Annotated in this window: 22 protein-coding genes; 12 read left to right on the forward strand and 10 right to left on the reverse strand. The window is 72.9% G+C overall.

What is annotated here, in order from left to right; translation table 11 throughout:
- The first annotated feature begins 17 nt into the window (after positions 1–17).
- Positions 18–416, forward strand: a complete 399-nt coding sequence (locus tag ACIRPP_RS03770) for a DUF4307 domain-containing protein (RefSeq protein WP_403637747.1) — start codon at positions 18–20, stop codon at positions 414–416.
- Positions 417–582: 166 nt separating this feature from the next.
- On the forward strand, positions 583–1,080 hold the full coding sequence (gene greA, locus ACIRPP_RS03775) for a transcription elongation factor GreA (protein WP_164337237.1): 498 nt from the start codon (positions 583–585) through the stop codon (positions 1,078–1,080).
- A 76-nt stretch (positions 1,081–1,156) separates the two neighbouring features.
- On the opposite strand, the gene ACIRPP_RS03780 is transcribed toward greA, so the two are convergent.
- The 3 genes from ACIRPP_RS03780 to ilvA all read right to left on the reverse strand — a co-directional run bounded on the left by ACIRPP_RS03780 (position 1,157) and on the right by ilvA (position 4,442).
- Positions 1,157–2,017, reverse strand: a complete 861-nt coding sequence (locus ACIRPP_RS03780) for an ABC transporter permease (protein WP_403637749.1) — start codon at positions 2,015–2,017, stop codon at positions 1,157–1,159.
- Positions 2,014–3,027, reverse strand: a complete 1,014-nt coding sequence (locus ACIRPP_RS03785) for an ATP-binding cassette domain-containing protein (RefSeq protein ID WP_403637751.1) — start codon at positions 3,025–3,027, stop codon at positions 2,014–2,016. Before ACIRPP_RS03785 ends, ACIRPP_RS03780 begins: the two co-directional genes overlap by 4 nt.
- A 185-nt stretch (positions 3,028–3,212) precedes the next feature.
- Positions 3,213–4,442, reverse strand: coding sequence for a threonine ammonia-lyase (ilvA, locus tag ACIRPP_RS03790; RefSeq protein WP_403637753.1), 1,230 nt, complete (start codon positions 4,440–4,442; stop codon positions 3,213–3,215).
- Positions 4,443–4,606: 164 nt separating this feature from the next.
- Between ilvA and ACIRPP_RS03795 the strand changes: the two genes are divergently transcribed.
- The 3 genes from ACIRPP_RS03795 (at position 4,607) to ACIRPP_RS03805 (ending at position 6,064) form a co-directional block, all read left to right on the forward strand.
- Positions 4,607–5,113, forward strand: a complete 507-nt coding sequence (locus ACIRPP_RS03795; protein WP_403638312.1) for a MarR family winged helix-turn-helix transcriptional regulator — start codon at positions 4,607–4,609, stop codon at positions 5,111–5,113.
- Positions 5,114–5,271: 158 nt separating this feature from the next.
- The gene (locus ACIRPP_RS03800; RefSeq protein ID WP_403637755.1) at positions 5,272–5,772 is read left to right on the forward strand and encodes a sigma factor-like helix-turn-helix DNA-binding protein; all 501 of its coding nucleotides are present in this window, start codon (positions 5,272–5,274) and stop codon (positions 5,770–5,772) included.
- 43 nt (positions 5,773–5,815) lie between these two features.
- A complete protein-coding gene (locus tag ACIRPP_RS03805) occupies positions 5,816–6,064 on the forward strand; it encodes a hypothetical protein (protein WP_192230991.1) in 249 nt (82 codons plus the stop codon).
- 24 nt (positions 6,065–6,088) lie between these two features.
- Here the strand turns inward: ACIRPP_RS03805 and ACIRPP_RS03810 are convergent, their stop codons facing one another.
- Positions 6,089–7,246, reverse strand: a complete 1,158-nt coding sequence (locus ACIRPP_RS03810) for a cystathionine gamma-synthase (protein WP_403637757.1) — start codon at positions 7,244–7,246, stop codon at positions 6,089–6,091.
- A gap of 139 nt (positions 7,247–7,385) precedes the next feature.
- On the opposite strand from ACIRPP_RS03810, the gene ACIRPP_RS03815 reads away from it, so the two are divergent.
- Complete coding sequence (locus ACIRPP_RS03815; protein WP_403637759.1) at positions 7,386–8,504, forward strand: hypothetical protein; 1,119 nt, start codon at positions 7,386–7,388, stop codon at positions 8,502–8,504.
- 112 nt (positions 8,505–8,616) lie between these two features.
- Here ACIRPP_RS03815 and ACIRPP_RS03820 read toward each other — a convergent pair whose 3' ends face one another.
- Entirely contained in the window at positions 8,617–11,874 is a 3,258-nt protein-coding gene (locus tag ACIRPP_RS03820; RefSeq protein ID WP_403638314.1) for a S8 family peptidase, read from the reverse strand.
- A gap of 395 nt (positions 11,875–12,269) precedes the next feature.
- Between ACIRPP_RS03820 and ACIRPP_RS03825 the strand changes: the two genes are divergently transcribed.
- The 5 genes from ACIRPP_RS03825 to ACIRPP_RS03845 all read left to right on the forward strand — a co-directional run bounded on the left by ACIRPP_RS03825 (position 12,270) and on the right by ACIRPP_RS03845 (position 19,889).
- Positions 12,270–12,788, forward strand: coding sequence for a hypothetical protein (locus ACIRPP_RS03825; RefSeq protein ID WP_403637761.1), 519 nt, complete (start codon positions 12,270–12,272; stop codon positions 12,786–12,788).
- On the forward strand, positions 12,758–14,182 hold the full coding sequence (locus ACIRPP_RS03830; RefSeq protein ID WP_403637763.1) for a hypothetical protein: 1,425 nt from the start codon (positions 12,758–12,760) through the stop codon (positions 14,180–14,182). Before ACIRPP_RS03825 ends, ACIRPP_RS03830 begins: the two co-directional genes overlap by 31 nt.
- On the forward strand, positions 14,179–15,615 hold the full coding sequence (locus ACIRPP_RS03835; protein ID WP_403637764.1) for a VWA domain-containing protein: 1,437 nt from the start codon (positions 14,179–14,181) through the stop codon (positions 15,613–15,615). The genes ACIRPP_RS03830 and ACIRPP_RS03835 overlap by 4 nt, the downstream gene beginning before the upstream one ends.
- 159 nt (positions 15,616–15,774) lie before the next feature.
- Positions 15,775–16,896, forward strand: a complete 1,122-nt coding sequence (locus tag ACIRPP_RS03840) for an AAA family ATPase (RefSeq protein WP_164343232.1) — start codon at positions 15,775–15,777, stop codon at positions 16,894–16,896.
- Complete coding sequence (locus tag ACIRPP_RS03845) at positions 16,893–19,889, forward strand: hypothetical protein (protein ID WP_403637767.1); 2,997 nt, start codon at positions 16,893–16,895, stop codon at positions 19,887–19,889. Before ACIRPP_RS03840 ends, ACIRPP_RS03845 begins: the two co-directional genes overlap by 4 nt.
- A gap of 126 nt (positions 19,890–20,015) precedes the next feature.
- Here the strand turns inward: ACIRPP_RS03845 and ACIRPP_RS03850 are convergent, their stop codons facing one another.
- Both ACIRPP_RS03850 and ACIRPP_RS03855 read right to left on the reverse strand, forming a co-directional pair.
- The gene (locus ACIRPP_RS03850) at positions 20,016–21,263 is read right to left on the reverse strand and encodes an Ig-like domain-containing protein (RefSeq protein WP_403637769.1); all 1,248 of its coding nucleotides are present in this window, start codon (positions 21,261–21,263) and stop codon (positions 20,016–20,018) included.
- A gap of 243 nt (positions 21,264–21,506) precedes the next feature.
- Positions 21,507–22,019 (reverse strand): hypothetical protein, encoded by a 513-nt coding sequence (locus tag ACIRPP_RS03855; RefSeq protein WP_403637771.1) that lies wholly within the window; start codon positions 22,017–22,019, stop codon positions 21,507–21,509.
- A 109-nt stretch (positions 22,020–22,128) separates the two neighbouring features.
- Here ACIRPP_RS03855 and ACIRPP_RS03860 point away from each other — a divergent pair, with 109 nt between their 5' ends.
- The gene (locus ACIRPP_RS03860; protein ID WP_343239607.1) at positions 22,129–22,455 is read left to right on the forward strand and encodes an LAETG motif-containing sortase-dependent surface protein; all 327 of its coding nucleotides are present in this window, start codon (positions 22,129–22,131) and stop codon (positions 22,453–22,455) included.
- 50 nt (positions 22,456–22,505) lie between these two features.
- Here ACIRPP_RS03860 and hutH read toward each other — a convergent pair whose 3' ends face one another.
- The 3 genes from hutH to ACIRPP_RS03875 all read right to left on the reverse strand — a co-directional run bounded on the left by hutH (position 22,506) and on the right by ACIRPP_RS03875 (position 26,193).
- Positions 22,506–24,059, reverse strand: coding sequence for a histidine ammonia-lyase (gene hutH, locus ACIRPP_RS03865; protein WP_403638316.1), 1,554 nt, complete (start codon positions 24,057–24,059; stop codon positions 22,506–22,508).
- Between the two features lie 64 nt (positions 24,060–24,123).
- Positions 24,124–25,299, reverse strand: coding sequence for a diguanylate cyclase domain-containing protein (locus ACIRPP_RS03870; protein ID WP_403637773.1), 1,176 nt, complete (start codon positions 25,297–25,299; stop codon positions 24,124–24,126).
- Positions 25,300–25,392: 93 nt separating this feature from the next.
- Entirely contained in the window at positions 25,393–26,193 is an 801-nt protein-coding gene (locus tag ACIRPP_RS03875; RefSeq protein WP_403637775.1) for an enoyl-CoA hydratase/isomerase family protein, read from the reverse strand.
- Between the last annotated feature and the right edge of the window lie 208 nt (positions 26,194–26,401).

Raw genomic sequence — 26,401 nt, forward strand, 5'->3', positions numbered from 1 at the left:
CTGCCGAGGAGACGATCATGACGACGGCGAGCACGCGACCGCCCGAGGGCCGCTACGGCCGTTCCTCGGACCAGCGTGCCGACCGGATGCTCAAGATCATCGGGGCGGTGCTGGGGGTGGTGATGCTGGGGCTGCTCGGCTGGTTCGGCTACCACTACGTGGTCAAGAACGAGATCAGCGGCGAGGTCATCAGCTTCGACGCCGGCGAGAACTCGGTGCGCGTGCACCTGGAGATCCACAAGGACGCCGGGACCGACGGCTACTGCACCGTGCGGTCCGTGGACGCCACCCGCGCCGAGGTCGGCCGGGCCGACTTCCGCTTCGACGGCGACGAGACCCGCATCGACGAGGTCGTCACCCTCCGCACCACCGGCAAGGCCATCTCCGCCGAGCTGATCGGCTGCCACGCCGACTGAGGCCGTCGGCAAAACGTAGGCGCTGACCTGCGGCGACATGAGTCCGGTGGCTTATGTCCTCCCCCTTCCTGCCCGGAATTGTTAGGCTCGTGGTTTCGCCCATCCGTGGAGGAACATCCTTCAGGGAGGGCGATGCTTTGTATTCCCAGTCCTACGAGGAGCACCAGTGACCCAGACCAGCGAGAACGTCACCTGGCTGACCCAGGAGGCGTACAACAAGCTCAAGGACGAGCTTGCGTACCTTACTGGTCCCGCGCGCTCGGAGATCGCTGCGAAGATCGCCGCCGCGCGTGAGGAGGGCGACCTGCGCGAGAACGGCGGGTACCACGCGGCCAAGGAGGAGCAGGGCAAGCAGGAGCTCCGCGTGCGCCAGCTCACCCAGCTCCTCGAGAACGCCCAGGTGGGCGAGCCGCCGGTGGCCGACGGCACGGTGGCGCCCGGCATGGTCGTGACCATCGCCTTCGACGGCGACGAGGACGACACGCTGACCTTCCTGCTCGCCTCGCGGGAGTACGCGAGCGCCGACGTGGAGACCTACTCGCCGCAGTCCCCGCTGGGCTCCGGCGTGATGGGCCACAAGGTCGGCGAGGACGTCCAGTACGAGCTGCCGAACGGCAAGATGGCCTCGGTGACGATCCTCAAGGCCGAGCCCTACGACGGCTGAGCCCTCCCGCCGGCCCCCCCGGGTCTTCGACCGGCCCCCGGCCTTCCGCGCCTCACGCGCGGGGCCGGGGGCTTCGTCATGCCGCCGCCGACCGGTACTTGCGCACCGCCAGCGTTCTGAAGACGACGATGATCAGGACCGAGTAGATCAGCGACGCCCACACCGGGTGCTGCATGGGCCAGGCGTCCGAGGTGGAGACGCCTGGGTTGCCGAAGAGTTCGCGGCAGGCCTGCACGGTGGCGCTGAAGGGGTTCCACTCGGCGATGTGCCGCAGCCAGGGCGTCATCTGACCGGCGTCGACGAAGGCGTTCGAGATGAACGTCACCGGGAACAGCCAGATGATCCCTCCGGAGGTCGCCGCCTCGGCGGTGCGCACGGACAGGCCGATCAGCGCGCCGATCCAGGTGAAGGCGTATCCCAGCAGGAGCAGCAGGCCGAAGCCGGCCAGGACCTTGCCGAGGTTGGTCGGCTCCGCCGAGCCGGGGCGCCAGCCCACGATCAGGGCGACGACCGCCAGCACGAGCAGGGTGATCGACGTCTGCACGAGGTCGGCGACCGTGCGGCCGGTCAGCACCGCACCCCGGGCCATCGGCAGCGAGCGGAAGCGGTCGATGAGCCCCTTCTGCATGTCGTCCGCGATGCCGGCGCCCGAGCCCGCGGTGGCGAACGTGACGGTCTGGGCGAAGATGCCGGCCATCAGGAAGTTCTTGTACACGTTGGGGTCGGTGGTGTCGCCGATCTTCATCGAGCCGCCGAAGACGTACGTGAACAGCACGACGAACATCACCGGCTGGATGACCCCGAACAGGACCATCTCGGGGATGCGGGCCATGCGGATCAGGTTGCGCTTGGCGACGATCAGGGAGTCCCGGACCGACTGGCCGATCGGGTTTCCTGGTGCCGTGCTGGTCCGCACGGCGTCGGTGACGGCACTCACTTCGCGGTCTCCTTCTGCTGACGGGTGCCACCGGCGTCCCCGGTGCCGCCGTTGCCGTTGTCCTCGGTGCGCTCGGCGGCGTGTCCGGTGAGGGAGATGAAGACGTCGTCGAGGGTGGGACGACGCAGGCCGATGTCGTCGATCTCGATGCCCCGGGCGTCGAGCTCGCGGATCACCTCGGCGAGCAGCTTGGCGCCGCCGGTGACCGGGACGGTCAGCTTGCGCATGTGCTCCTCGACGGCGGTCTCCCCCTTGCCGAAGCCGCGCAGGATCTCGGAGGCGGTCGTGAGGTGTTCGCGCTCGTGCACCACGACCTCGACGCGCTCGCCGCCGGTGCGGGCCTTGAGCTGGTCGGAGGTGCCCTGGGCGATGACCCGGCCGTGGTCGACCACCGCGATGTCGTGCGCGAGGTGGTCGGCCTCCTCCAGGTACTGGGTGGTCAGCAGCAGCGTCGTCCCGCCGGAGACGAGCTGCTTGATGACCTCCCACAGCTGCTGCCGGTTGCGCGGGTCGAGGCCGGTGGTGGGTTCGTCCATGAACATCACGGGCGGCGAGACGACCAGGGCGGCGGCGAGGTCGAGGCGGCGGCGCATGCCGCCGGAGTAGGTCTTGGTGGTGCGGTCGGCGGCGTCCGCGAGGTTGAACTGCTCCAGCAGTTCGTCCGCGCGCGCCTTCGCCGCCTTGGCCTTCATCTGGTAGAGCTGCCCGACCATCTGCAGGTTCTCGCGGCCGGTCAGGTACTCGTCGACTGCCGCGAACTGACCGGACAGGCCGATGGATCGGCGCACGGCGTCGGGGTGCTTGAGCACGTCGATGCCGGCGACGAGCGCCGAGCCGCGGTCGGGCCGCAGCAGGGTGGTGAGGCAGCGGACGGTCGTCGTCTTGCCCGCGCCGTTGGGTCCGAGCAGGCCCAGGACGGTGCCCTCGGGAACATCGAGGTCGACGCCGTCCAGCGCCTTGACGTCTCCGAAGGTCTTCACCAGACCTTCGGCATGGATGGCGCCTGGCATATGAGTCTCCACGTCGTCGGGGTTCTTCGAGAAGCCTAGATTTGTGCGTTTTCTTCTGCCGGGTTTTTTTCGCGGTGCGGGCCGGATCCGGGGCCGTGAGACACACACCATAACGCGATGTATCGCGTCTCTCAACGGATTTGCCCGAACGGGTGACCGAGGGGCTGCCCGATGAGCGTCCGGGCTCAGCCGATGATCGTGTAACCGGCCTCGCGCAGGGCCCGGCCGACCTCGGCGCAGTGCTCCGGGCCCTTCGTCTCCAGGTGCAGTTCGACCTCCACCTCCGTGAGCCCCAGCCGTGGATCGGTCCGTACATGGCTCACGTCGAGGACGTTAGCGTCCACCACTGACAACGCCCGCAGAAGTGCGGCGAGGGCACCCGGCCGGTCCGGCAGCCGCAGCCGTACGGCCAGGTAGCGGCCCTGCACGGCCATGCCGTGCCGCAGCACCCGCTCCATCAGCACCGGGTCGACGTTCCCGCCGGACAGCACCGCGACGACCGGACCCTCGAAGGCACCGGGGCGGCTCAGCAGGGCCGCGACCGGACTCGCCCCGGCCGGTTCCACCACCAGCTTCGCCCGCTCCAGGCACAGCAGCAGCCCAGCGGACAGCTCGTCCTCGGTGACCGTGCGGACCTCGTCGACCAGCTCGGCGACGATCCCGAACGGCACCTCCCCGGGCCGGCCCACCTTGATGCCGTCGGCCATCGTCGCCGGCGCGCGCACCGCCACCGGGTGCCCCGCCGCCAGCGACGGCGGATACGACGCCGACCCCTCCGCCTGCACGCCGACGATCCGCACGTCCGGCCGGTACGCCTTCACGGCGACCGCGATCCCCGCGATCAGCCCGCCCCCGCCCACACCGACGACGACGGTGCGGACCTCCGGGCACTGCTCCAGGATCTCCAGCCCCACGGTGCCCTGCCCGGCGATGATGTCGGGGTGGTCGAAGGGGTGGATGAACACCGCGCCCGTGCGCCGCGCGTACTCCATGGCGGCATCCAGTGTCTCGTCGACCACCTGGCCGTGCAGACGCACCTCGGCGCCGTAGTCACGGGTGGCGCTGACCTTCGGCAGCGGCGCGCCCTTCGGCATGAACACCGTCGAGCGGACCCCGAGCAGGGAGGACGCCAGCGCGACCCCCTGGGCGTGGTTCCCGGCACTGGCGGCGACGACGCCGGCGGCCCGCTCCTCGGGCAGCAGCCCGGCGATCCGCACGTAGGCGCCGCGCAGCTTGAACGAACCGGTCCGCTGGAGGTTCTCGCACTTCAGGTGCACCGGCGCGCCCACCGCCCGGGACAGGTACCGGCTGCTCTCGAGCGCGGTCGTCCGGGACACCCCGGAGAGCATCTTCTGGGCGCCGCGCACGTCGTCGAGGGTGACGGCCCGCAGGGAGCCGGCCGTGCCGTGGTTCATGGTTCCAGCATCGCAGTCCGCGGCCCGCGGCGGGCGGTCCGCCCGATGGGCGGACTCCGCTTTGCCCGGCACCGGTACGGCGCGGGCCCCGGCCGCGTAACCTGTCCTTCCAAATGAGCAGCCCTCCACGAAGCGAGCGCCCGGCCATGGCCACATCACCTGAAATGTCGATGGACGTCCCGACCGGCGGGGACACCGGTCTTCTCGACACGTTGCAGCACGAGGTGGCGTTGTTCGCACGCCGTGCCGAACAGACCCGGCTCGGCGGGGTGGGCCAGGTCCGCAACTCCATGGACCGTGCCGCGTACCTGCTGCTCAACCGGCTGGACAAAGAGGGCCCGATGGGGGTGAAGGCCCTCGCCGCGAGCATGGGCATCGACTCCTCCACGGTCACCCGGCAGGTGGCGCCGCTGGTGGACACCGGGCTGGTCAAGCGCACCTCGCACCCCGAGGACGGCCGCGCGGTCGTGCTGCAGCTCTCCCCGCGCGGACAGGCCCGGCTGGAGGAAGTGCGCTCGTCCCGGCGGCAGTTGATGGCCGAGCTGACCGAGGACTGGGAGCCGGAGGAGCGGGAGGCGTTCTGCGCCCTGCTCACCCGGTTCAACGGCGCGCTGTCCGCGCGGATGTCCGCGCACGGCGTGACCGGTCCGGAGAGCCCCTCCGCGTCCTGAGCGCCCCCGGCGCCCGGCCGCCCGGGCATCAGAGGGGTGCGCGGCCCTTGACCGCGGGGCGTGCCCTGGACCGATGATGAAAGCGGGTCCCCGTCGTACGCGCCCGCCGAAGGCCGTACGCGGCCGGGACCGGCTCTCCGGGTCGTGCGGGAGGCGCGGTGCGAGAACGGCACGTGCTCCAGGGCGTACGCCGGGACCGCGAGTTCGCGGCGTTCGTCGCGGGCGCGGCCGGGCGGCTGCTGCACGCCGCCACGCTGCTCACCGCCGAGGACCCCGACGACAACCCCCGCGCGCGGCGTCTGCTGACCCATGCGCTGGCGCACACGTACGCCGCCTGGGACCGCCTGCGCGGGGAGGACCCCTACGACCTGGCCCGGCGGCAGCTGGCCGCCCGCTTCGCGCGGGGCGCCTGGCGGGCGGGCGGATGGCACCGTGCCCGCCCCCATCGCGGCAGCCCGCTGGCCGTGCTCGGCCCGCAGGAGCGGCTGGTCGTCGTGCTGCGGCTGTACGAGGGGGTCGCCGAGGAGCAGACGGCGGCGCTGCTCGGGCTGTCCTCGGAACGGGTCCGGGTGCTGTGCGTCCGCGCGACGGCGACCCTGCTGCGCCGCCCGGCCGCGCCGTCCGCCGCGGTCGGGGGTGTGAAGGCGGTGCCGTCGTGATCCCCGCCGCGGGAGCGCCCCGGCCCGGCGGGGGGAGGCCGCGGTGAGCCGCGTCAACCGTGAGGCGGCCGTACGGCGGATGCTGGAGCGCACACCGCCGCCGGTACCGCCCGGCCTCCACGCGGACGCCGTGCGCCGCGGGCAGCGTCTGCTGCGGCGCCGGAACGCCGCCCGACGCGTGCTGTGGGTGCTGCTGTGCGCGGCGTCGGTGGCGTTCCTGGTGTGGGCGCTGACCGCGCGGCCCTGGGTGGAGCCGCCGTCGGAGACGACTCCACCCCTGACGGGCTGGTGACCCGCCGCTCCGTGCTCGGTCCCGCTACTTGTCGAGGGCCTGCTGGAGGTCCTCCAGCAGGTCGTCCACGTTCTCGATGCCGACCGACAGGCGGACCAGGTCGCCGGGGACCTCGAGGGCGGAGCCCACCACGGAGGCGTGCGTCATCCGCCCGGGGTGCTCGATCAGCGACTCGACACCGCCGAGGGACTCGCCGAGGGTGAAGACCCGGGCCCGGTTGCAGACCTCCACGGCCGCTTCCTCGCCGCCCTCGACACGGAAGGACAGCATGCCGCCGAAGGCCCGCATCTGCTTGGCGGCGACCTCGTGACCGGGGTGGTCCGGCAGCCCGGGGTAGAGGACGCTCGTCACGCGCGGGTGGCGGGTCAGCATGTCGGCGACCTTGGTGGCGTTCTCGCTGTGCCGGTCCATGCGCACGGAGAGCGTCTTGGTGCCGCGCAGCACCAGCCAGGAGTCGAAGGGCCCGGCGACCGCGCCCATGGCGTTCTGGTGGAAGGCCAGCTCCTCGCCCAGTTCCGCGTCGCCCGTGACCAGGGCGCCGCCGACGACGTCGGAGTGGCCCCCCATGTACTTGGTCAGGGAGTGCACCACGACGTCCGCGCCGAGCGCGAGCGGCTGCTGGAGGTACGGCGTGGCGAAGGTGTTGTCGACGACGAGGCGGGCGCCCGCGTCCCGGGCGACCTGGGCGACCGCGGCGATGTCGGTGATGCCCATCAGCGGGTTGGAGGGCGTCTCCACCCACACGGCCTTGGTCTTCGGCGTGATGGCGGCCCGCACGGCGGCGGCGTCGCCGGTGTCGGCCACCGACCACTCCACGCCCCAGCGGGCGACGACCTTGGCGAACAGCCGGAAGGTGCCGCCGTAGGCGTCGTTGGGGATCACCACGTGGTCGCCGGGGCTGAGCAGGGTGCGCAGCAGGCAGTCCTCGGCCGCCAGCCCGGACGCGAACGCGAGACCACGACGGCCGCCCTCCAGGGCGGCGAGGTTCTCCTCCAGCGCGGTCCTGGTGGGGTTGGCGCTGCGGCTGTACTCGTAGCCGCCGCGCAGGCCGCCGACACCGTCCTGCTTGTAGGTGGAGACCTGGTAGATCGGCGGGACGACCGCGCCCGTCAAGGGGTCGGCGGTGTTGCCCGCGTGGATCGCGAGCGTCTCGAAGTGCTGACTGATGTGCCTGTCGCTCATGGGCCCGAGGGTAGTGCGCGCGGCGGGAAGATGCCGATCCGAGCCCCGCGCCCCACCGGGGGCGGCGGCGAACCGGGAGTTTTCCACAGGTCCGGGACCAGGTTGGCCAATTGCCGGCGTGTTCTGGTTCGCTTGAGACATGGAGATTCTCTGGGTCCTGATGGCGCTGATCATGATCAGCATCGTGCTGCTCCCCTTCCTGCGGCGCAGGAAGAGCGCGGTGGGCCTGGTCTCGCCCGACCACCCGGACGCGGCGGACCCGGCGAACTACGGCTTCGTCCGCGAGGAGGAGCTGGACATCCGCATGCCCGGCCCCGACCAGGATCTCCTCGATGTCCTGGACCTGGTGCAGCGCACCCAGGACTACCGCGCGGCGCAGCAGCTGCTGTCGGGCACGGACGCCGGCGACGAGCTGCGCTGGCAGCGCGTCCAGGCCTTCGCGGGCGCCGCCTCGCTGGAGCTGCGGGAGCGGCCCGGCGGGACGGACGAGGCGCCGGGCGGGCAGTGGCTGCGGGTGTGGCGCGCGGAGCAGCCCAAGGACGCGGGCGGCGCCGCCGTGCACGCCGAGTTCCTGGTGCAGCAGGCGTGGCGCACGGCGACCCCCGGCACGGACGAGTTCCGGATCATCATGGAGGAGGCGAGAGCGGCCTGCGGCGACGCCGCCCTGCTCGCCCCGGGCGACCCGGTCCCCTACATCGTCGAGCTGTCCGTGGCGCGCGGGCTCGGCTACTCGCAGAAGGACTTCGAGCAGGTCTGGCTGAGGATCCTGGACCGCGCTCCGGCGCACATGGGCGCCCATCTGGCGGCCCTGCAGTACTGGTGCGAGAAGTGGCACGGCTCGCGGCAGCTGGCGTACTCCTTCGCGGAGGCGGCCGCGGCCCGGGCACCGCAGGGTTCCCTGCTGGCCGCGATGCCGCTGTTCGCGGTGTTCGAGCACCTGCCCGAGGTGACCCTGGTCAGCAGCTTCTACCAGACCGAGGTCGTCACCAAGGCGGTGCACGGCGCGCTGCACGCGGTGCACTCGGCCCGTCCCGACGACCCGATGCTGGCGCACGTGCGGCATCTGCTGGTGTTCTTCCTGGTGCGCAGCGAGCGCTGGGCGGAGGCCATGAACCAGCTGGTCCACGTCGACGGGCACGTGGGCGCGCTGCCCTGGTCGCTGGCCGAGGATCCGGCCGCGGAGTTCGCGGTCTACCGGGCCCTGGCGGTCGCGGGCTACGAGGCGAACGGCGGCAGCCCGGCGACGCTGCCGCACTGACCGGAAGGGGCCAGGCGGCCCCGGTTCCGCCGGCGGACGGCGGAGGGCCCGCCGGACGGTGCGTGTCCGGCGGGCCCTCCTCACACGGCGCCGGGCGCGCCGCGCGGTGTGCTCACTTGCCGTAATAGGCGTGATGGATGGCGACCGTCGACGTGTTGCCCTTCTTGTCGGTGACCTTGGCGCGGAAGGACACGGACTTCCCCTTCGCCGGGTTCTTGACGGTGATCGCGCCCTTGGTGACCGCGGTCTTCTTCCAGGTCCGGCCGGCGTCGTAGGAGACGTACACCGCGAGGGACTTCAGGTTCTTGCCGCGTGCGGCGCCCTCGACGGTGACCGGCACCTTGGCGGTCCGGCCGGCGGCGACCTTGCTGTCGTTGCCGGTGACCGCGCCGAAGCGGACCGTGGACAGCGGCAGCGGCGCCGACCTGGTGACCTTCTTGGAGCGGAAGGTCCAGGACGCGTCGACGCGGGTCGAGACGGCGGCGACCCTGGTGCTCCGCTTCACCGAGGTCGTCAGCCGGTATGCGGCGTCGCCGGCCGGGACGGTGAAGTCCACCCCGTCGGACAGCGGGTCGCGGGTGGTGCTGATCCGCTTGCCGTTGCGGTAGAGCTGGGTGAGGGACGAGGTGATCCTCGATCCGCCCTGGTTGCGGGCACCGTCGACGAGCAGCGGCACGTAGCCGTAGAGCGTGTTGCCGTCCCGCGAGAGGCCGGAGTCGCCGTCCAGGTGCGGGCCGAAGACGGCCCGGTTGACGGTGTGGGTGTACTTCTTGCCCGCCTTGTAGGCGCGTTCTCCGCCCAGGTCGTAGGCGGCCTCGACGACGGGCCGGCCCTGTGCGTCCCGGCCGGCGTGCTGCTCGAAGCCGAAGGCCCACGTGATGCGGTCCGACGTGGACAGGTGCAGGGTGCGCGTGCCGGGCAGCTTCTGCTCGATCAGCTCGCCGAACACGGCGTCCTCGGGCAGCAGGCCGAGGGCGTGCACGCCGCCGGTGCGGCCGGGGGCCGAGGCGCCCAGGCCGATGGTCACGGTGGTGAGGTCGCGGGCGGCGAAGTGGCGGGTCTTGCCGGCCTGGATCTTCTTCACCCGGGCGCTGGTGGCCACGTGGTACTCGGTGCCGGCGCCCTTGGTCCACTGGCCGTTCCAGGTCTGCTGGACGCCGCCCGGTGCCTCGGGCCCGAGGTGGGCCATCCGCACGTCGGCGAAGGACGCCCCGGCGAAGCCGGCGACGACTCCGGCCGTGTCGTAGGTGTAGGAGACGGCCGCGGCGGCGGGCCGCGCCTTGGTGTCCGGCACGGTGATGGCGGCCGCGCGGGTGGTGCGGGCGTCCACGGTGACCGTGGTGTCCCGGGTGACGTCCAGCCGGGGCCGGACCACCCAGTCGATCCCGCCCTTGAACGTCCTCGGGTCCTTCACGGTCCAGGAGTCCAGGACGTACGTGCCCCTGGGCACGCGCACGGTGGTGGTGCCGTCGGCGTCGACGGGGACCTGGTACCGGCGGCCCTTGCCCTGGCCGGTGTAGCCGGTGAGGTCGGTGAGGTGCTCGGTGGCGGGCCTGCCGTCGGGGCCGATGTTCCTGATGGTCACGTCGTAGGACTCGGCCTCGCGCAGCACCGAGGCCGTGGTGCGCACGGTCTGACCGCCGCCGGTGGCGACGACGTACGCCCCGTAGGCGCCGTCCGCGCTGCCGCCGAGCCGGGTGTCGGCGGTCAGCGGCACGGAGGCCGTACCGCCCGCGGGGACGGTCACCGTGGTGGCGCCCAGCGTGAAGAACCCGGCGGGGGCCGCCTTGCCCTTCGGCCCGGTGGCGGTGGACGTCAGCTTCAGTGTGACGTCCTCGGTGCCGAGGTTGCGGTAGGTCACCTCCTTGGTGACCGGCTCGTCGTCGGTGTGCGGCCACTGCTGGACGCCGAAGTTCACCGACACCGGTTCGGCGATCAGGGTCTGCCCGATCGCCCGGTCGACCTGGACGCGGCCGGCCCCCTGCTCGAACGGCGTGCGGGCGCCGCCCTTGGCGGAGGCGGTGAGCGCGCCCTTCAGCTCGGCGGGGGTCCAGCGCGGGTGCTGCTGCTTCAGGAGCGCGGCGGCGCCCGCGACGTGCGGGGTCGCCATCGACGTGCCGGAGATGGTGGTGTAGCCGGCGGGCTTCTCGCCCACCTCTGCGGCGATCGCGCTGCCCTTGGCGGAGGCGGCGGTGATGTCCACGCCGGGGGCGGCCACGTCCGGCTTCACGGCGCCGTCACCGGCACGCGGGCCGGTGGAGGAGAAGTCGGCCAGGCGGTCCTTGCCGTCGACGGCGCCCACGGTGAGGGCGGCGTCCGCGCTGCCGGGTGAACCGATCGACTCGGGGCCCGAGTTGCCGGCCGCCACCGCGAACAGGACACCCTGCCGGGTCAGTTTGTCGACCGCCGCCTCCAGCGGGTCGGTCTGCGGGGTGTCCGGGCCGCCCAGGCTCATGTTGACGATGTCGGCGCCCTGGGCCACCGCCCACTCCATGCCGGCGAGGATGCCCGAGTCGTCGCCGAACCCCTGGTCGTCGAGGACCTTGCCGTTGAGGATCTTCGCGCCCGGCGCGACGCCCTTGTACCGGCCGCCGGACCTGGCCCCCGTGCCCGCGGCGGTGGAGGCGACGTGGGTGCCGTGGCCGACCTTGTCGCCGGTACCGGACGAGGCGCTGAAGTTCCGGGCCGCCACGACCTGGTTCTTCAGGTCGGGGTGGGTGGCGTCCACGCCGGTGTCCAGCACGGCGATCCGCACACCGGTGCCGTCGTAGCCCGCGGACCACGCCTTGGGCGTGCCGATCTGCGCCACGGACGTGTCCAGGGACGCCTTGCGCACACCGTCGAGCCAGACGCGGGCGATCCCGGAGGCGGTGCCGTCGCCGTCGGTGACCGCGTCCCACAGGTCGGCGGTGTTCTCGTGGGGGGTCTGCACGGCGTCGGCGTTCAGGGTGGGGAGGGTGCGGCGGAGGGTGCCGGCGTCCCGCACGTCGGCCTTGGCGGTGCGGGCGGCCCCCCGGTAGCCCACGATGACCTTCAGGCCGCGCTGCTGGGACTTCCGGGTGGCGCTCCTGCCGAGTTCGGTGATGTCGAAGAGGCGCCGGTCGAGGGTGCCGTCCGCGATCGGTCCGGCGGCGTCCGCCGGTATGACCAGCGTGTGGCCGTCGAAGGTGCTGATCCGGACGGGTATGTGGTCACGTCCCTCGGCCCGTTGGAGGCCGACGACGCGGCCCCGGGCGTCCACGGCGACGCGGTCTCCGGTGATCAGTGTGATGTGCTGTGCGGCGGTGGGCGAGGACGCCCGTGCCGCCGTCGCCGCTTTCGCGGGGCCGGCGGCGGTGCGCTCCCCGTCCGCCGCCGCCGGTCCGGTCATGCCGGCCGCCAGGGCCACGGCGGCCGCCGTGGCGACCGTGGCCGCGCATGCTCTCTTCACTTGTCCGGGCACGTGCCCCCCTGGGGTGTCAGCGGAGTCGTCCGACATCCGTCCGGCGGTGGTCGCGTGCGCGGGTGCGCACCCGCCGGCCGACGCAGTATGACGGGCCACGATCTTGGTCCTCAAGAGCCGCGCGGCCCTGTCGGGAAGCCGCCGGTCGACCGCAACAGCACTGCCGCAACTCCGTTACAGAACCGAGGGGTCGACGGGCCGGCGCGGCCGCGTCGGCAGCGAGTGGGGGGCGTCCGGTGTCCTTGCCCGAGGGCGTTGTCAGTGCCGGGGGCTACCTTCGATCTTGTTGCGCCGCAGTGGCGTGGACGTCCCCTTTCGCTTGCATGGGAGATGGTGCGTTGTCCGTCTGGGAGAGGTCGAGCACGGTACGGGTGGTGCCGCCCGCGCGACCGCGGAAGCTGTCCAAGGTGCCCTTCGTCGAGCTGGCCGACGGCCGGCTGCAGGGGGTGGTGTCCAGCGGGTCCGACATCGGCCGGGTGTACGTCTCGTCCGTCGCCGCCGGCACCTACGCCTTCGCGTGCAGCACCAACAACAACCGCCCCTGCGGCGGCGCCCGCGGGATGTTCTGCAACCACATACGGGCCCTGATCACCGAGGCGGTCCTGCAGTACGGCGCCGGCCGCGTGGCCCGCTACCTGAAGGTGGACACCGAGGACGCCGAGCCCGACGCGGCGTCCCTCACCGGCGCCATGGCGGTCACCCGGCCCGCGCAGGGAGACACCTCGGCGGCGGCCCCCGTCTTCAGCCGGTTCCTGCGGCACCTGGCCTACCTCGAGTTCGAGCCGGTCACCACACCGCTGCCGGAGATGCAGTGGTTCCCGACGACGAGGACGGTGGCCTGATGCACGCCGATGTGCTGACCGCCGGCATCGACGGACTCGACGAGGCGCTCGCCGCCGTGGACGCCTTCGACGACGTGCTCGTCGCCGGGCTGCTGCGCCCGCAGGCCGCCCAGAGCGCCGCCCTGGCCGAACTGACCGACGCCGTCGCCGGATCGCCGCTCGCCGCACGCGTCGCGGAGGCCGCCGACAAGGCGTCCGCCGGGGCCGCGGGCGAGGACCACTTCGTGGCGCTCGCCGCCGCCCGCACCGCCCTGCTCGGCTCCGTCCACGACGCGCTGACGGCCCGGATCGCCGAGGCCCTCGGCCGCCCCGCCGCCGAGGAGCCGCCCGCCCCCGCTCCGCGCGGGGAGGACCACGCGGCCAACCTGCTGTCCGCGGCCCGCACCTGGCTGTGCGACCTGGCGCGGGCGGGCTGGCGGGGCCTCGACCACGAACTGGCCGCCGGGGCCGCACCGGTCGTCTCCGCGATGCTCCAGGACCCCGCGCTGCGCCGCCAGGCCACCCTGCTCGACGGTTTCGCCGCCGAACTCGCCGCGTCCTGCCCGGGAACCGCCCTGGAGCGGGTGCCGGTGCGCCGGTGGGCGGACCTGTGGTCCCGGGCCCTGCTGCTGACGGTCCCCGGCGCGACCGGCAGCCCCGCGACGGCCGGCGCCACCGGCCGACTGCTGCCGCTCGGGGTGGACCTGCAGGAACACGCCACCGCCGTGCAGGCCCAGGTCCACGCGGTCCTCGAACCCGCCGACGGCGGCCCGTCCCGGCTGGTGCGCGCCGGGGTGTCGGTGCCCAAGCCGGACACCGTGGTCGGCGCCGGCCTGTGGCAGTTGCTCCGCCCGCACATGTCGCTGCTGGCAGCCGTCAGCGAGGGCCGCGCGATGGAACTGGACGCGATGCCGGTCACCGCCGAGGGCGACCTGATCTGGGACGACGCGCGGGCCCGCACCGGTGAGCCGGCTGACGCCCTGGTCACCGCCCGGGTGGCGCTGCCCACCGCCACCGCCCCGCCGACGGCTCCGCTGGACCGCCACCCGGCCCGCATCGCCGTGCCCGTCCTGCTGGAGGGGTACGACACGGAGCAGGACGACTCCGGGCTCGCGTTCCGGATCGCCGGACACCGGCTGGCCGTCGACGCCGACCGGGCACCGGACGCCGGACCGCTCACCCCGGAGGCCGTGGCCGGGTCGGGCACCTGCATCGCGCTGCTGCGCTGGGACGGCGGGGAGTTCCGGGTGCAGCCGCTCGCCGTGGAGAAGCTGGTGCGCAAGAAGCCCGTCGCCCTCCACGCGGGCGCCTGGGCCGGGGGGACCGCCGACAAGGCAGGGGTGCGGGCCGAGAAGGCCGCCACCACCGCCGTCGCCGTCCTGCGGGAACGAGCCGGAAAGCTGCTGCGCACATGACCCAGGACCGCCACCACGACCCGAGCGGGCCGGCCGTCGCCGACGACGCGCCCGACCCCTGCGACAACCGCCGTCAGGTCCTCTACTGGCGGCTGCTGGCCCGGCTGTTCGACCCGGAGGAGCAGGCCACGCTGGAGTCGGCGAGCCTGGCCGTCGTCGAGGACATCGGGCTGCCGTCCGCACTGCTCGACCCGGGCGCCTCGGTCGACTCCGTGGTGCAGCGCCACCCCGGACTGGCCGACGAGTTCGACGGGCTGCTGACGCCCGAGCCCGACGAGGACGGCGCGCGGGACCGGGACGCGGAGGTGCGGCGGGCCGCCCTCGCCTCCAAGGTGCTGCTCAACGTCTTCGACACCGGCTCCGGCACCGTCAGCGCCGGGCAGCTGGCGCGCTGGCAGTCCGACGCGGGCTGGCTGGAGCGGGCGTTCGGCTGCCGGCCGGGCGACCTGCGCGGCAGCCGCGGCACGGGCAGCGGAACGGGCGGCGGCGTCAGCCCCACCGGCACGGGGGGCGGGCGGACGCCCGACCTGGGACGGCTGGTCCCGCCCATCGGGCCCGAACTGGGCGCCATCGAGGCCGGACTCGTCAAGCGCATGCACCTGCGCGAGGTGCTCGCCGACTCGAAGCTGGCCTCGCGGCTCACCCCGAGCATGTCCCTCATCGAGCAGTTGCTGCGCGACAAGGACAACCTCTCCGGCGTGGCCCTGGCGAACGCGAAGTCGCTCATCCGCCGCTACGTGGACGAGGTCGCCCAGGTCCTGCGCACCCAGGTGGAGAAGGCCACGGTCGGGGAGCTCGACCGGTCGGTGCCGCCGAAGCGGGTGTTCCGCAACCTCGACCTGGACCGCACGATCTGGAAGAACCTCACCAACTGGAGCCCGGAGGAGGAGCGGCTCTACGTCGACCGCCTCTACTACCGGCACAGCAGCCGCAGGACGACGCCGCAGCGGCTGATCGTCGTCGTGGACCAGTCCGGCTCCATGGTCGACTCGATGGTCAACTGCACCATCCTGGCCTCCATCTTCGCCGGCCTGCCGAAGGTGGACGTCCACCTCGTCGCCTACGACACCCAGGCGCTGGACCTCACGCCCTGGGCGAGCGACCCGTTCGAGACGCTGCTGCGCACCAAGCTGGGCGGCGGCACCGACGGCACCGTCGCGATGGCCCTCGCCCAGCCGAAGATCGCCGAGCCGCGCAACACCGTGGTGGTGTGGATCTCCGACTTCTACGAATGGCGCACCGAGGAGCTCTTCGAGAGCATGGCCGCCATCCACCGTTCGGGCGCCAGGTTCATCCCGGTCGGCTCGGTCACCAGCTCCGGGCGCGGCAGCGTCAACCCGTGGTTCCGGGAGCGGTTCAAGGACCTCGGCACCCCGGTGATCTCCGGGCACATCAAGAAGCTGGTGCACGAGCTCAAGACGTTCCTCACCTGAGTCCCGCTGAGTCCCGCGCCGCCACGGCCCCTTCCGGTCCGTGTCCGCCACGCACCCCGGGCCGCCGCCCGGGACGACCGCCGACGCGGTCCCACGACCTTCCGTCCGGATCCCGCTCCGGACCCCCTGTCTGCTCACGTACGAAAGGCCTTCTGCCTCATGTCCGACCTGTTGCGCGCCCCCGCCGAGATCAAGTACGCCGAGGAACTCGACTGGCTCGAGTCGATCGACGACAACCCCAAGCCGTTCTCCTGGCGGCTGTCGCCCAAGATGGTCCGGCTGTTCATCCTCGGCTCGGAACGCTCCGACGGCCTCGACCGGGAGATCTCCCAGAAGTGGTTCGGCGACCGCAGCTTCGTCGAGCGCTCCATCGTCACCCTCGCCTCGGACCGCGGCCTGCTGCTGATCGGCGACCCGGGCACCGGCAAGAGCTGGCTGGCCGAACTGCTGTCCGCCGCGATCAGCCGCAACTCCACCCTGGTGGTGCAGGGCACGGCCGGGACCACCGAGGACCACATCAAGTACTCGTGGAACGTCTCCATGGTCATCGCCAAGGGCCAGTCCCGGGAGTCGATGATCCCCTCGCCGATCATGACGGCGATGGAGACCGGCGCGATCGGCCGTTTCGAGGAGTTGACCCGCTCCACCAGCGACGTCCAGGACGCGCTGATCTCCATCCTGTCCGAGAAGTACATCTCGGTCCCCGAGCTGGAGAGCGGCGGCAGCGACAACATCGTGTTCGCCAAGCCCGGCTTCTCCGTCATCGCCACGGCCAACAGCCGCGATCGCGGGGTCAACGACCTGTCCTCCGCGCTGAAGCGCCGGTTCAACTTCGTCCGCATCCCGGTCATGACCAACAAGAAGAGCGAGACCGAGATCGTCCGCTTCCGCACGGAGGAACTGCTGCGGCGCCACTCGATCGAGCTGGACGTGCCGCCGACCCTGCTCGACGTGCTGCTGCAGAGCTTCGCCGACCTGCGCGCCTCCGCCGCGGCGGCCGGCAGCGACGACGAGAAGCTGGAGTCGGCCCTGTCCACCGCCGAGCAGATCGGTGTGCTGGAGGACGCCATCCTGCACAGCAACTTCTTCGGCGAGCGCACCCTGACCGCCCGCACCCTCGCCGCCTCGCTGGTCGGCTCCCTGGCCCGCCGCGAGCCGGAGGACCTGGCGATCCTCAACAAGTACCTGCACGGCGTCGTCGAGCCGCGCAGCAAGGAGGAGGGCGGCTCGTGGCCCGAGTTCCTGGAGGGCGGCCGCGACGCGATCGCCACGCTGTCATGAGCGGCGCCCCGCAGAGCCCCGCCCCGCGGGGCACGCCCGCCCCGGCTGCGGACGCCGTCACCGCGCCCGGCAGCGCGTTCGCCGCGCTGCGCGGGCAGCTGCACGAGGCCGCCGCCGCGTTCGCCGGCGGGCCGGACGGCCTGGAGGACATCCTCCTCGGCATGGTCGACGACGTGGACCGCGCGGTCCGCGAACCGCTGGAGATCTTCCCCGTCTGCCACCACTCCCCCGCGTCCGCCCTCGCGATGGCCCGCCGGCTGCGCGAGAAGCAGCCCCGCGTGGTGTACCTGGAGCTGTGCGAGGACATGGCGCCGCTCCTGACCGAGCTGCGCAACTGCCGCCTGCCGGTGGCCGTCCAGGCGTTCGCCAGCGAGGTGAAGGGCTTCCCGGCCGAGTGGGCGCCGCTGTCGGTGGTCGCGCCGATCACCGAGGCGTCCGCCGAGTACCAGGCCATCGCCTACGCCCTCGACACCCCGGGCGTGGAACTGGTCCTGGTCGACCGGTCCTCGGACCACGTCTTCCAGTGGGACGCGCGCGGGGAGCCCGTGCCGGAGCCGGCCGCGGAGGGGGCGGCCGGCCCCGGCGGCGGGTCCGGCCCGTCGGAGCACGAGGAGGCGGCGCTGCACGGCGAGGCCGTCGGCGTGGAGATCGGGGACCTCAGGCCGCGCTTCGCCGAGCTGGAGGAGCACCTGCTGCGGCACGGCCGGGTCCGGCACTGGTCGGAGTGGTGGCACCAGTACGTCGAACTGCCCCTCGGCGACAGCGACCACGACACCTACCGCCAGGTCATGTTCCTCATCGGCAGCCTGTTCCGCCGCCTCGCCCCCGGCGACACCGCCAGGACCCGGGTGGACGAGGACCGCGAGCGGTACATGTGGACGCGGATGCGCGAGCACCTGGCCGCGACCGGGACCGACCCCGCGGACTGCCTGTACATCTGCGGCGCGTTCCACGCGGCCAGCAGGGTCGAGGAGTTCGGGGTGGCCGGTGCGGACACGTTCACCGTCTCGCCGCGCTCCGACACCACCTGGCAGTACGGCCTGATCCCGTCCAGCCACGCGGCCATCGAGGCGCAGTTCGGCCTGGCGTCGGGATCGGTGTCCATCGCGGCGGCGGAGTGGGCGAAGAACCTCCGGCGCACCCGGGTGAAGCCGTACCGCCTGGAGGGCCAGGCCGGCGCGAAGAAGTCGCGGGCGAAGCAGACCGTCGCGCCCGCCGTCCCGGCGGTGTCCGCAGCGGCGGCGGACGACCGGCTGTCGGGCTTCCTGCGCCGCCCGCCGGTCCTGGACGCCCTCGACGAGGCGGAACTCCTCGGCTGGTCGGTGGACATCGTGCGCGCGGCCCGGCGCAACGGCTACCTCGCCTCCACGGCCGACGCGATCGCCGTCTTCGAGACGTCGATCCTGCTCGCCGGGATGCGGGACCGCGCCAAGCCCACGCCGTACGACTTCCAGGACGCGGCCGTCACCTGCATCGAGAAGGACGTGGTGCCCGGGCGGCGGGACGTACGGCGGCTGGTCGAGATCATGATGGGCGGCGACCGGATCGGCCGGGTCGGCTACGACGCGCTGCCGCCCCTCGCCCGCGACGTCCACGACCGGCTGGCCCCGCTGGGGCTGAAGCTGCAGCAGCGGGGTGTGCAGCGGGCGTTGCTGGACATGGCGTCCCGGCCGGAGCTGCGGGCCTGCTCCGACGTGCTGTGGATGCTGCGGCGGCTGATGCCGCAGGGCGCGGCCCGCCCGATCATGGGTGAGCGGGCACTCGGCGAACGCTCCATCCAGGAGTCCTGGGACCTGGCGATCGGCACCCATCAGCGGGCCCTGATCGAGCTCGGCTACGAGGGCGTCAGCATCGAGCAGGTGCTGGAGCAGCGGCTGCGCCGGGCCGCGTACGCGCCGCAGGCGACGACGGCGGCGGTGCTGGCCGCCGTCGAGGACGCGACGCTGTACCTGGGCAGCCGCCGCCTCGCCGACGAGCTGGGCACCCGCGCGCTGGAGGTGCTGGCGTCGGAGCGCAGTGTGGACGGCGCACCGGAGGTGCTGCGCCGGGTGCGCCGGCTGCTGGCGTACTACCGCACGAGCGAACCGGTGCTGCCGCCGTGGATCGAGGCCTTCGCCAAGACCGGTTACGCGCACTACTGCACGCTGCTGCCGACGGCGTTCACCGACGAGGACGCGACGGTGGGTCAGGTCGCGGCCATGCTGGGCTTCCTGTTCAGCATGGAGAGCCTGGCCCTGTCGCTGGGCTGCGACCGGGCCCAGCTGGAGCTGGCGGTCGCCCAGTCCCGTCCCGAGGATCCGGCGAGGACGGCGCTGCTGTGGGCGGCACAGGTGCAGCTCGGCACGCTCACCCGCGGTGAACTGCGGGAGCGCTGCGACGCGTTGCTGGCGAACCCGCTGGTGGTGCCCGCGTACCCGCGCTATCTCAGCGGGTTCGTGCACGCGCTGGAGCCGGTGCCGGGGCTGGCGGACGTGGTCGTGGAGGCGGTGTCGAACGCGTTCGGCCGGCTGCCCGACCCGGTGCTGCTGCCGTGGCTTCCGACGCTGATCACCACGCTGCGCAACGAGGCGTCGGAGCTGGCGCCGCTGCTGATCCGCGAGGCCGGGCGGATCTTCCCGGGCCGCCTGGCGGAGCTGGACGCGTGGGTGCCGCCGTGGCGGGCCCCGGCGCCGGTGCCCGTCCGCCGCGAGCGGGCCGCGGCACCGGCCCCCGCGGGCGCGGCCCTGCTGGCGGCGCACCCGGCCGCCTGCGACGCGGTGGCCGGCCTGCTCGGCTGCACGGAGGGCTGGGCGCCCGCTTCCGGTCAGGAGGCCCCGCGGGGCGTGCCGCTACTGGCGGCACACCCGGCCGCCTGCGACGCGGTGGCCGGCCTCCTGGGGTGCACGGAGGGCTGGGCCCCGGCGGCCGGTCGGCACAACTCGCCGGGAGCTGTGCTGACGGCCCGCCATCCGGAGCCGGCGACGGCCCTGGAGACCCTGCTCGCCGGCGCCTGACCCGGGGCGCACGCTCCGAGGCGTCCCCGGAACGGCCGATGCCGTCGGCCTCCCCCGAAGGGGCGGGCGACGGCATCGGCCGGACGGCGGGTGGGACGGCGGCGTCAGAGGTGCCTCAGAAGTGCCTCAGAGGGCCGAGCCCGCCTTCCACTGCTCCCAGTTCATGTTCCAGCCGTTGAGGCCGTTGTCGGGGGCGATGGTCTTGTCGCCGGTGTTCTGGACGACGACCACGTCACCGATCATCGAGTTGTCGTAGAACCAGGCGCCCGGGGTGTTCGGGTCGTTGGCGCCCTTGGTGTCGGCCAGACCCACGCAGCCGTGGCTGGTGTTGGCGCTGCCGAAGATGGACTTGGCGCCCCAGTAGTTGCCGTGGATGAAGGTGCCGGAGGTGCTCAGGCGCATGGCGTGCGGCACGTCCTTGATGTCGTACTCGCCCTTGCCGTCGTCGTCGGTGAAGCCAACGGTCGCGCCGTTCATCCGGGTCTCCTTGAACTTCTCGGAGATCACCATCTGGCCCTCGTACGTCTTGTTGTCGGGCGAACCGGCGGAGATCGGGATGGTCCGGACGGTCTTGCCGTCCCGCGTGACCTTCATCTGCTTGGTCTTCGCGTCGACGTAGGAGACCTGGTTGCGGCCGATCTTGAAGGTGACCGTCTTCTGCTGGACGCCGTAGACGCCCTCGGCGCCCTCGACGCCGTCGAGCTCGAGCTTCAGGGTGACCGTGGAGCCGCCCTTCCAGTAGTCCTCGGGGCGGCAGTCCATGCGGTTGGCGTTGAACCAGTGGCAGGCGACCTCCTGGCCGCTGTCGGTGGAGACGGTGATGCCCTTCTGGACATCGGCCTTGTTGGTGATCGCCTTGTCGAAGTTGATGGACACCGGCATGCCGACACCCACCGTGGTGCCGTCGTCCGGGGTGAAGTTGCCGATGAAGCTGTTGGCCGGCGAGACGGTGGTGAACGAGGCGTTCTCGTGCGCCGCGCGGCCCTTGGAGTCCTCGGCGGTCGCGGTCAGCTTGTAGGTGGTCGCCCGCTCCAGCTGACCGGTGGGCTTCCAGGACTTCTTGTCCGCGGATATCTGCCCCTCGACGGCCTTGCCGTCGGCGGTCGTCATCGTCACCTCGGTGAGCGTGCCCTTGGCGACGGCGACGGCGGCGGAGTTGTTGATGGAGGCGTTGTCGGTGCCGTCCTTGGGCGTGATCTTGATCTGGGCCTCGGACGACTTCTTGGCCGCCGCCTCGTCGACCTGTGCCTGCGAGGTGTCGTTGCCCTTGTCCTCGTCGCTGTCGCCACCGCCGGAACACGCCGAGAGCACCATCACTCCGCCGAGCAGAGCGGACGCGGCCATGAGACCCTTGCGCCGCTTACCGTCCGTCATCACACGCTTCTCCATCGTCGCCGCTTCCCCGAACCCCGCGGTGCCCCCGGGCCACGGCCTGGAGGTCCCGCCAACCATTCCAACGCTACGACCGGTTGTTCCCGTTCCCTCCGGCCCACGGATGTGGGACACACCACGTCCGGCGCGGCGGGCGGTGCGGGCGCCGGTCGGCGCTTCGCGTGAGACGCAGCGACCCCGGCCGGCGGTTGCCGGCCGGGGTCACGAATTCCCCGACGGTCCGTCTCAGCCGGCCGCGCCCACTCCGCGTACCCCGCTCTCCTCGTCGAAGTCGCCGTAACCCGCCTCGCTGTCGTGCACGTGCGTCTCCGCCTCCCCGTCCGCGAAGCCGTCCACGTCGTCGTCGACCCCGTCGTCGTCCGGGTCAGTGTCGTCGTACGGGTCGTCGTACGGGTCGTCGTAGGCGTCGTCGTCGAAGGACGCGTCGCCATCATCCTCGTCGAGGTCCCAGTCGGGCGCCTCGGGGTCGTAGTCGATGCGCTCGCTGCTCCAGGACGCCTGGTGCAGTTCGAGCCCCGCCACCTCCCCGACCAGGGCCAACGGGTCCACGAGATGGGCGAGGGCCTCGGCCGTGTCCTCGGTCACAGCGCGCTCGGCGTGGACCCGTTCCGCCGGCGGCAGATCGGCGTCGGCGGCGATGCCGGCCAGCGCGGCCTCGGTGACGGCCCGCTCGTCGTCGACCTCGAGAACGAGCTCGACGCGAAGCCGCACAAACCGTGATGTCTCGGGTTGATTCATGTCCGGAGCGTACGGTGCCCGGCGCCCGTGACTTTCCTGTGACCCGCGCCTTTCACTAACATCGCACCACACGGCCAATTAGCCAGCGTTGCAAGGGGATCGATATTCCGTGTCATCCGCTCTCCGTCCGTTGCTGACCGCCACCGCGGCGGGCACGCTGCTGTGCGCTCTCTGGTTCGTCCCGTCCGCCAACGCGACGTCGGACGCCCCCGGGGGCGGCCTGACCACGGCCGTCCCGTCCCCGCAGGTCACCGAGCAGGCGAGAGTGGCGTCCGGCGCCACGAACGCGTCCCTGGACCGGTCCGCCGAGGGGGCCCGCCTGGCCGACACGGGCAGCTTCGACAGCACGCCGTACCTGGTCGGCGGCAGCGCCTGTCTGGCCCTCGGCGCCGGTTTCGTCGTGTACTCGGTGCGCCGGGAGCGCCTGGGGCTGTGAGGGCGCGCGGTGCGTGACGGGGGCCGCCCGGCACGCACCTGACGGTCCGTTCAGCGCAGCGGGCCGGTGACCTTCTCCACAGCCTCGACCAGCCGCCCGTCCCGGACGAAGGCGTCGGCCGCCTCCAGGTCGGGGGCCAGGTACCGGTCGGGTCCCGGCCCCTCCACGCCCGCCCGGCGCAGGGCGTCGAGGACCGCGCGCGTGGCGGGCGCGGGGGTGAGGCCGTCGCGCAGTTCCACCGCCCGCGCGGCGGCGTAGAGTTCGACGGCGAGGATCCGCGTGAGGTTGTCGACGGACGTGCGCAGCTTGCGGGCCGCCGACCAGCCCATGGACACGTGGTCCTCCTGCATCGCAGAGGACGGGATGGAGTCGGCGGAGGCCGGCACGGCGAGCCGCTTCAACTCGCTGACCAGGGCGGCCTGCGTGTACTGGGCGATCATCAGCCCGGAGTCGACCCCGGCGTCGTCGGCCAGGAAGGGCGGCAGTCCGTGGCTGCGGTTCTTGTCCAGCAGCCGGTCGGTGCGGCGCTCGGCGATGGAGCCCAGGTCGGCGGCGGCGATGGCGAGGAAGTCCAGGACATAGGCGACGGGGGCGCCGTGGAAGTTGCCGTTGGACTCCACCCGCGCTCCGCCGGAGGTGTCCTCGGGCAGCACGACCGGATTGTCGATGGCCGCGGCGAGTTCGCGTTCCGCGACCAGCCGGGCGTGGGCCAGGGTGTCCCGTCCGGCCCCGGCGACCTGGGGGGCGCAGCGCACCGAGTAGGCGTCCTGGACGCGGGGTGCGTCGTCCTGGTGATGTCCCGTCAGCCCCGAATCGCGCAGGACGGCCAGCATGTTGGCGGCGCTGGCGGCCTGTCCCGGGTGCGGGCGGATGGCGTGCAGCTCGGGGGCGAGCACCTTGTCGGTGCCGAGCAGGGCCTCCAGGGTGAGGGCGGCGGTGACGTCGGCGGACTTGTAGAGGGTGTCCAGATCGGCGAGCGCCATGACCAGCATGCCCAGCATGCCGTCGGTGCCGTTGAGGAGAGCGAGCCCCTCCTTCTCGCGCAGTTCGACGGCGCGGATGCCGTGTTCGGCGAGGAGCTCACCGGCGGGGCGCACGGTGCCGTCGGGGCCCTCGGCGTCGCCCTCGCCCATGAGCGCGAGGGCGCAGTGGGACAGCGGGGCGAGGTCGCCGGAGCAGCCCAGGGAGCCGTACTCGTGCACGACGGGGGTGATCCCGGCGTTGAGGACGTCGGCCATGGTCTGCGCGACCTCGGGGCGTACGCCGGTGCGGCCGGAGCACAAGGTCTTGAGCCGGAGGAACATCAGGGCGCGCACGACCTCGCGCTCCACTCGCGGACCCATCCCGGCCGCGTGGGACCGGACGATGTTCCGCTGCAGCCGCCCGCGCAGTTCCGGGCTGATGTGCCGGGTCGCCAGGGCGCCGAAGCCGGTGCTCACGCCGTAGACGGGGTCGGGCTTGGCTGCCAGGGCGTCCACGATCTCGCGGGAGGCGGCGAGGGCGGCCACGGCCTCCGCGGACAGCTCGACGCGGGCCCCGCCGCGCGCCACGGCGAGCACGTCCGACTCCGTCACGCCGGAGGGGCCCACCACCACAGTGTGCATATCCATATTCAGGAGCGTACGCAGTGAATTCCGTGATGTCACCCCCGGAATCCGCGTCCGCCCCTTACCCGCCGCCCCCCGGCCCGCCGCCCTGGGGGGAATGCCTGCCCCGGAACCTGCGCCGCTCCCCGTCGGACGGACCGGACGGCTCGTCCGCGAGCCGCACGACGGGGTCGTCGGGCCCCTCCCGGCCGGCCACCACCGGATGGGCGGCCCGCTCGGCCTTGGCCCGGTACTGCGCCGCGTCGGCCAGCCGGAACAGCCGCCGGGCGGACCGCACCGGCCCGATGGGGTCCTCGGTGGAGGCCACCCCGCAGGACACCCCGTCACCGATGCCCAGCTCCGCCGCCCGGCGGCAGACCTCGTCGGCCGCCTTGACCACCTCGTCGGCGGACGGGCCCACGGCGAGCAGGCAGAACTCGTCCCCGCCGAGCCGCGCCGCCAAAGCCCCGGGGAGCATCGCGCCGCACAGCGACAACACGGTGCCGAAACGTTCCAGCAGGCGGTCGCCGACGGCGTGCCCCAGGGTGTCGTTGACGCGCTTGAGGCCGTTCACGTCGCACACCACCAGGCTCACCACGGCACCGTCCCGGCGGTGCCGCTCGATCGCCTCGTCGAGCCGTCCGTCCACGGCCCGCCGGTTGGCCAGACCGGTGAGCGCGTCGGTGTACGCCAGCCGCCGCGCCTCCTCCAGCCGCTCGGTCTGGGCGATCCCGGCGGCCACCACCGCGGCCAGCACGGTCGCGAAGTCGGCGTCGTCCCGCGCGAACACCGGCGCCCCGACCGGGCGGGCCACGTACAGCTCCCCCCAGGCCCTGCCGTGCAGCACGATCGGCGCGACCACGCAGCAGCCGCGTCCGCGCCGGCGCAGCGCGGCGACCCGCTGGTGGCAGTAGCCGGGCCGCCCCTCCGCCGTCCCCTCGGCGGTCTCCACCCAGGCGTCGGGCTCGCCGCCGCCGGCCCACCGCTCGTGCAGGAACTCGGTGATCTCCGCGAACTGGTGCACCGGGTAGGACTCGTCCTCCGGGAACTCCTCCTCGCCCTCGGCGAGCTCCCCGACGTTGACCAGGACACGCAGCCGGCCCAGCTCCCGCTCCCACACCGACAGGGCGGCGAAGCTCCCGCCGAGGGCCCGGCAGGCCCCGCAGGCCGCGGCCCGCCACGCCTCCCGCGAGCTGTGCGCGGCGGCCATGCCCTGGGCCAGCGTCACCACGTCCGCCAGCCGGCTGTCCTCACCCATCCCCCCAGGCTAGGGAGGTTCGTGCCGAATCGGGAGATTTTCGACGCGAATGGGGATCAGTCGCCACAGATCACCACAGGTCACCGACTGTGCCTACTCCCCGGGCCAGTTCGGCCGGCGCTTCTCGTTGAAGGCGGCGACACCCTCCGCGCGGTCGCCCGAGAACGCCACCGACCGCCAGGCCGCATCCTCCACCTCAAGACCGGCGGACAGGTCCAGCCCGTGGCCGAGCCGCAGCGCCCGCTTGGCCGCGCGCAGGCCGACCGGCGAGTTGCCCGCGATCCGGGCCGCCATCGCCAGGGCCTCCTCCCGGTCGCGGCCCTCGTCCACCAGCACGTCGACGAGCCCCAGCTCACGCGCCTCGACGGCCTCCACCCGGCGCGCCGTGAAGATCAGTTCGGCGGCCCGGGCCGCCCCCACGCGCCGGGGCAGCAACTGCGTACCGCCACCGCCCGGGATCACGCCCACGGACACCTCGGGCAGCCCCAGCACCGCCGTGCCGTCGGCCACGATCACGTCGCAGGACAGCGCCAGCTCGAAACCGCCCCCCAGGGCGAAGCCGTGCACCGCAGCCACCGTGGGCACCGGGAGTTCCAGCACGCCGGTGTACGCGCGCCGCGCGACCGGACGCTGGCGCACCAGGTCGGCGTCGCTGAAGGAGTTGCGCTCCTTGAGGTCGGCGCCGACACAGAACGCGCGCTCGTGCGAGGAGGTCAGCACCACCACGCGCACCTCGCGGTCGGCGCCCAGCGCCGCGCACGCCTCGGCGACGGACCGGGCCATCCCGGTCGAGACGGCGTTCATGGCCTTCGGCCGGTCGAGGACGAGCTCCGCGACATGCCCCTGCTCGTGCCGCCGCACCAGCACGAACTCCCCGAACCGTTCCTCACTCATGACGCCCTCCGGTTAACGCGGGTTAACAATGGTCCGCCCCGATCATCGCAGCCGGAGCCCGCCCGCAAAAGGGAGTGCCGCCGGGTCCCCCGTCACGCCCCGCCCACCCGTTCGAGTGACATCCGCTCGACTCCGGCCACCCCACGAGAGGGAACGCCTAACGTGCGCTCCACTGCGGCGCGCGCGGGGGCGCGTCCGCGGGGGGAGG

It is taken from the genome of Streptomyces sp. NPDC101219, assembly GCF_044767675.1.
GTDB lineage: Bacteria > Actinomycetota > Actinomycetes > Streptomycetales > Streptomycetaceae > Streptomyces.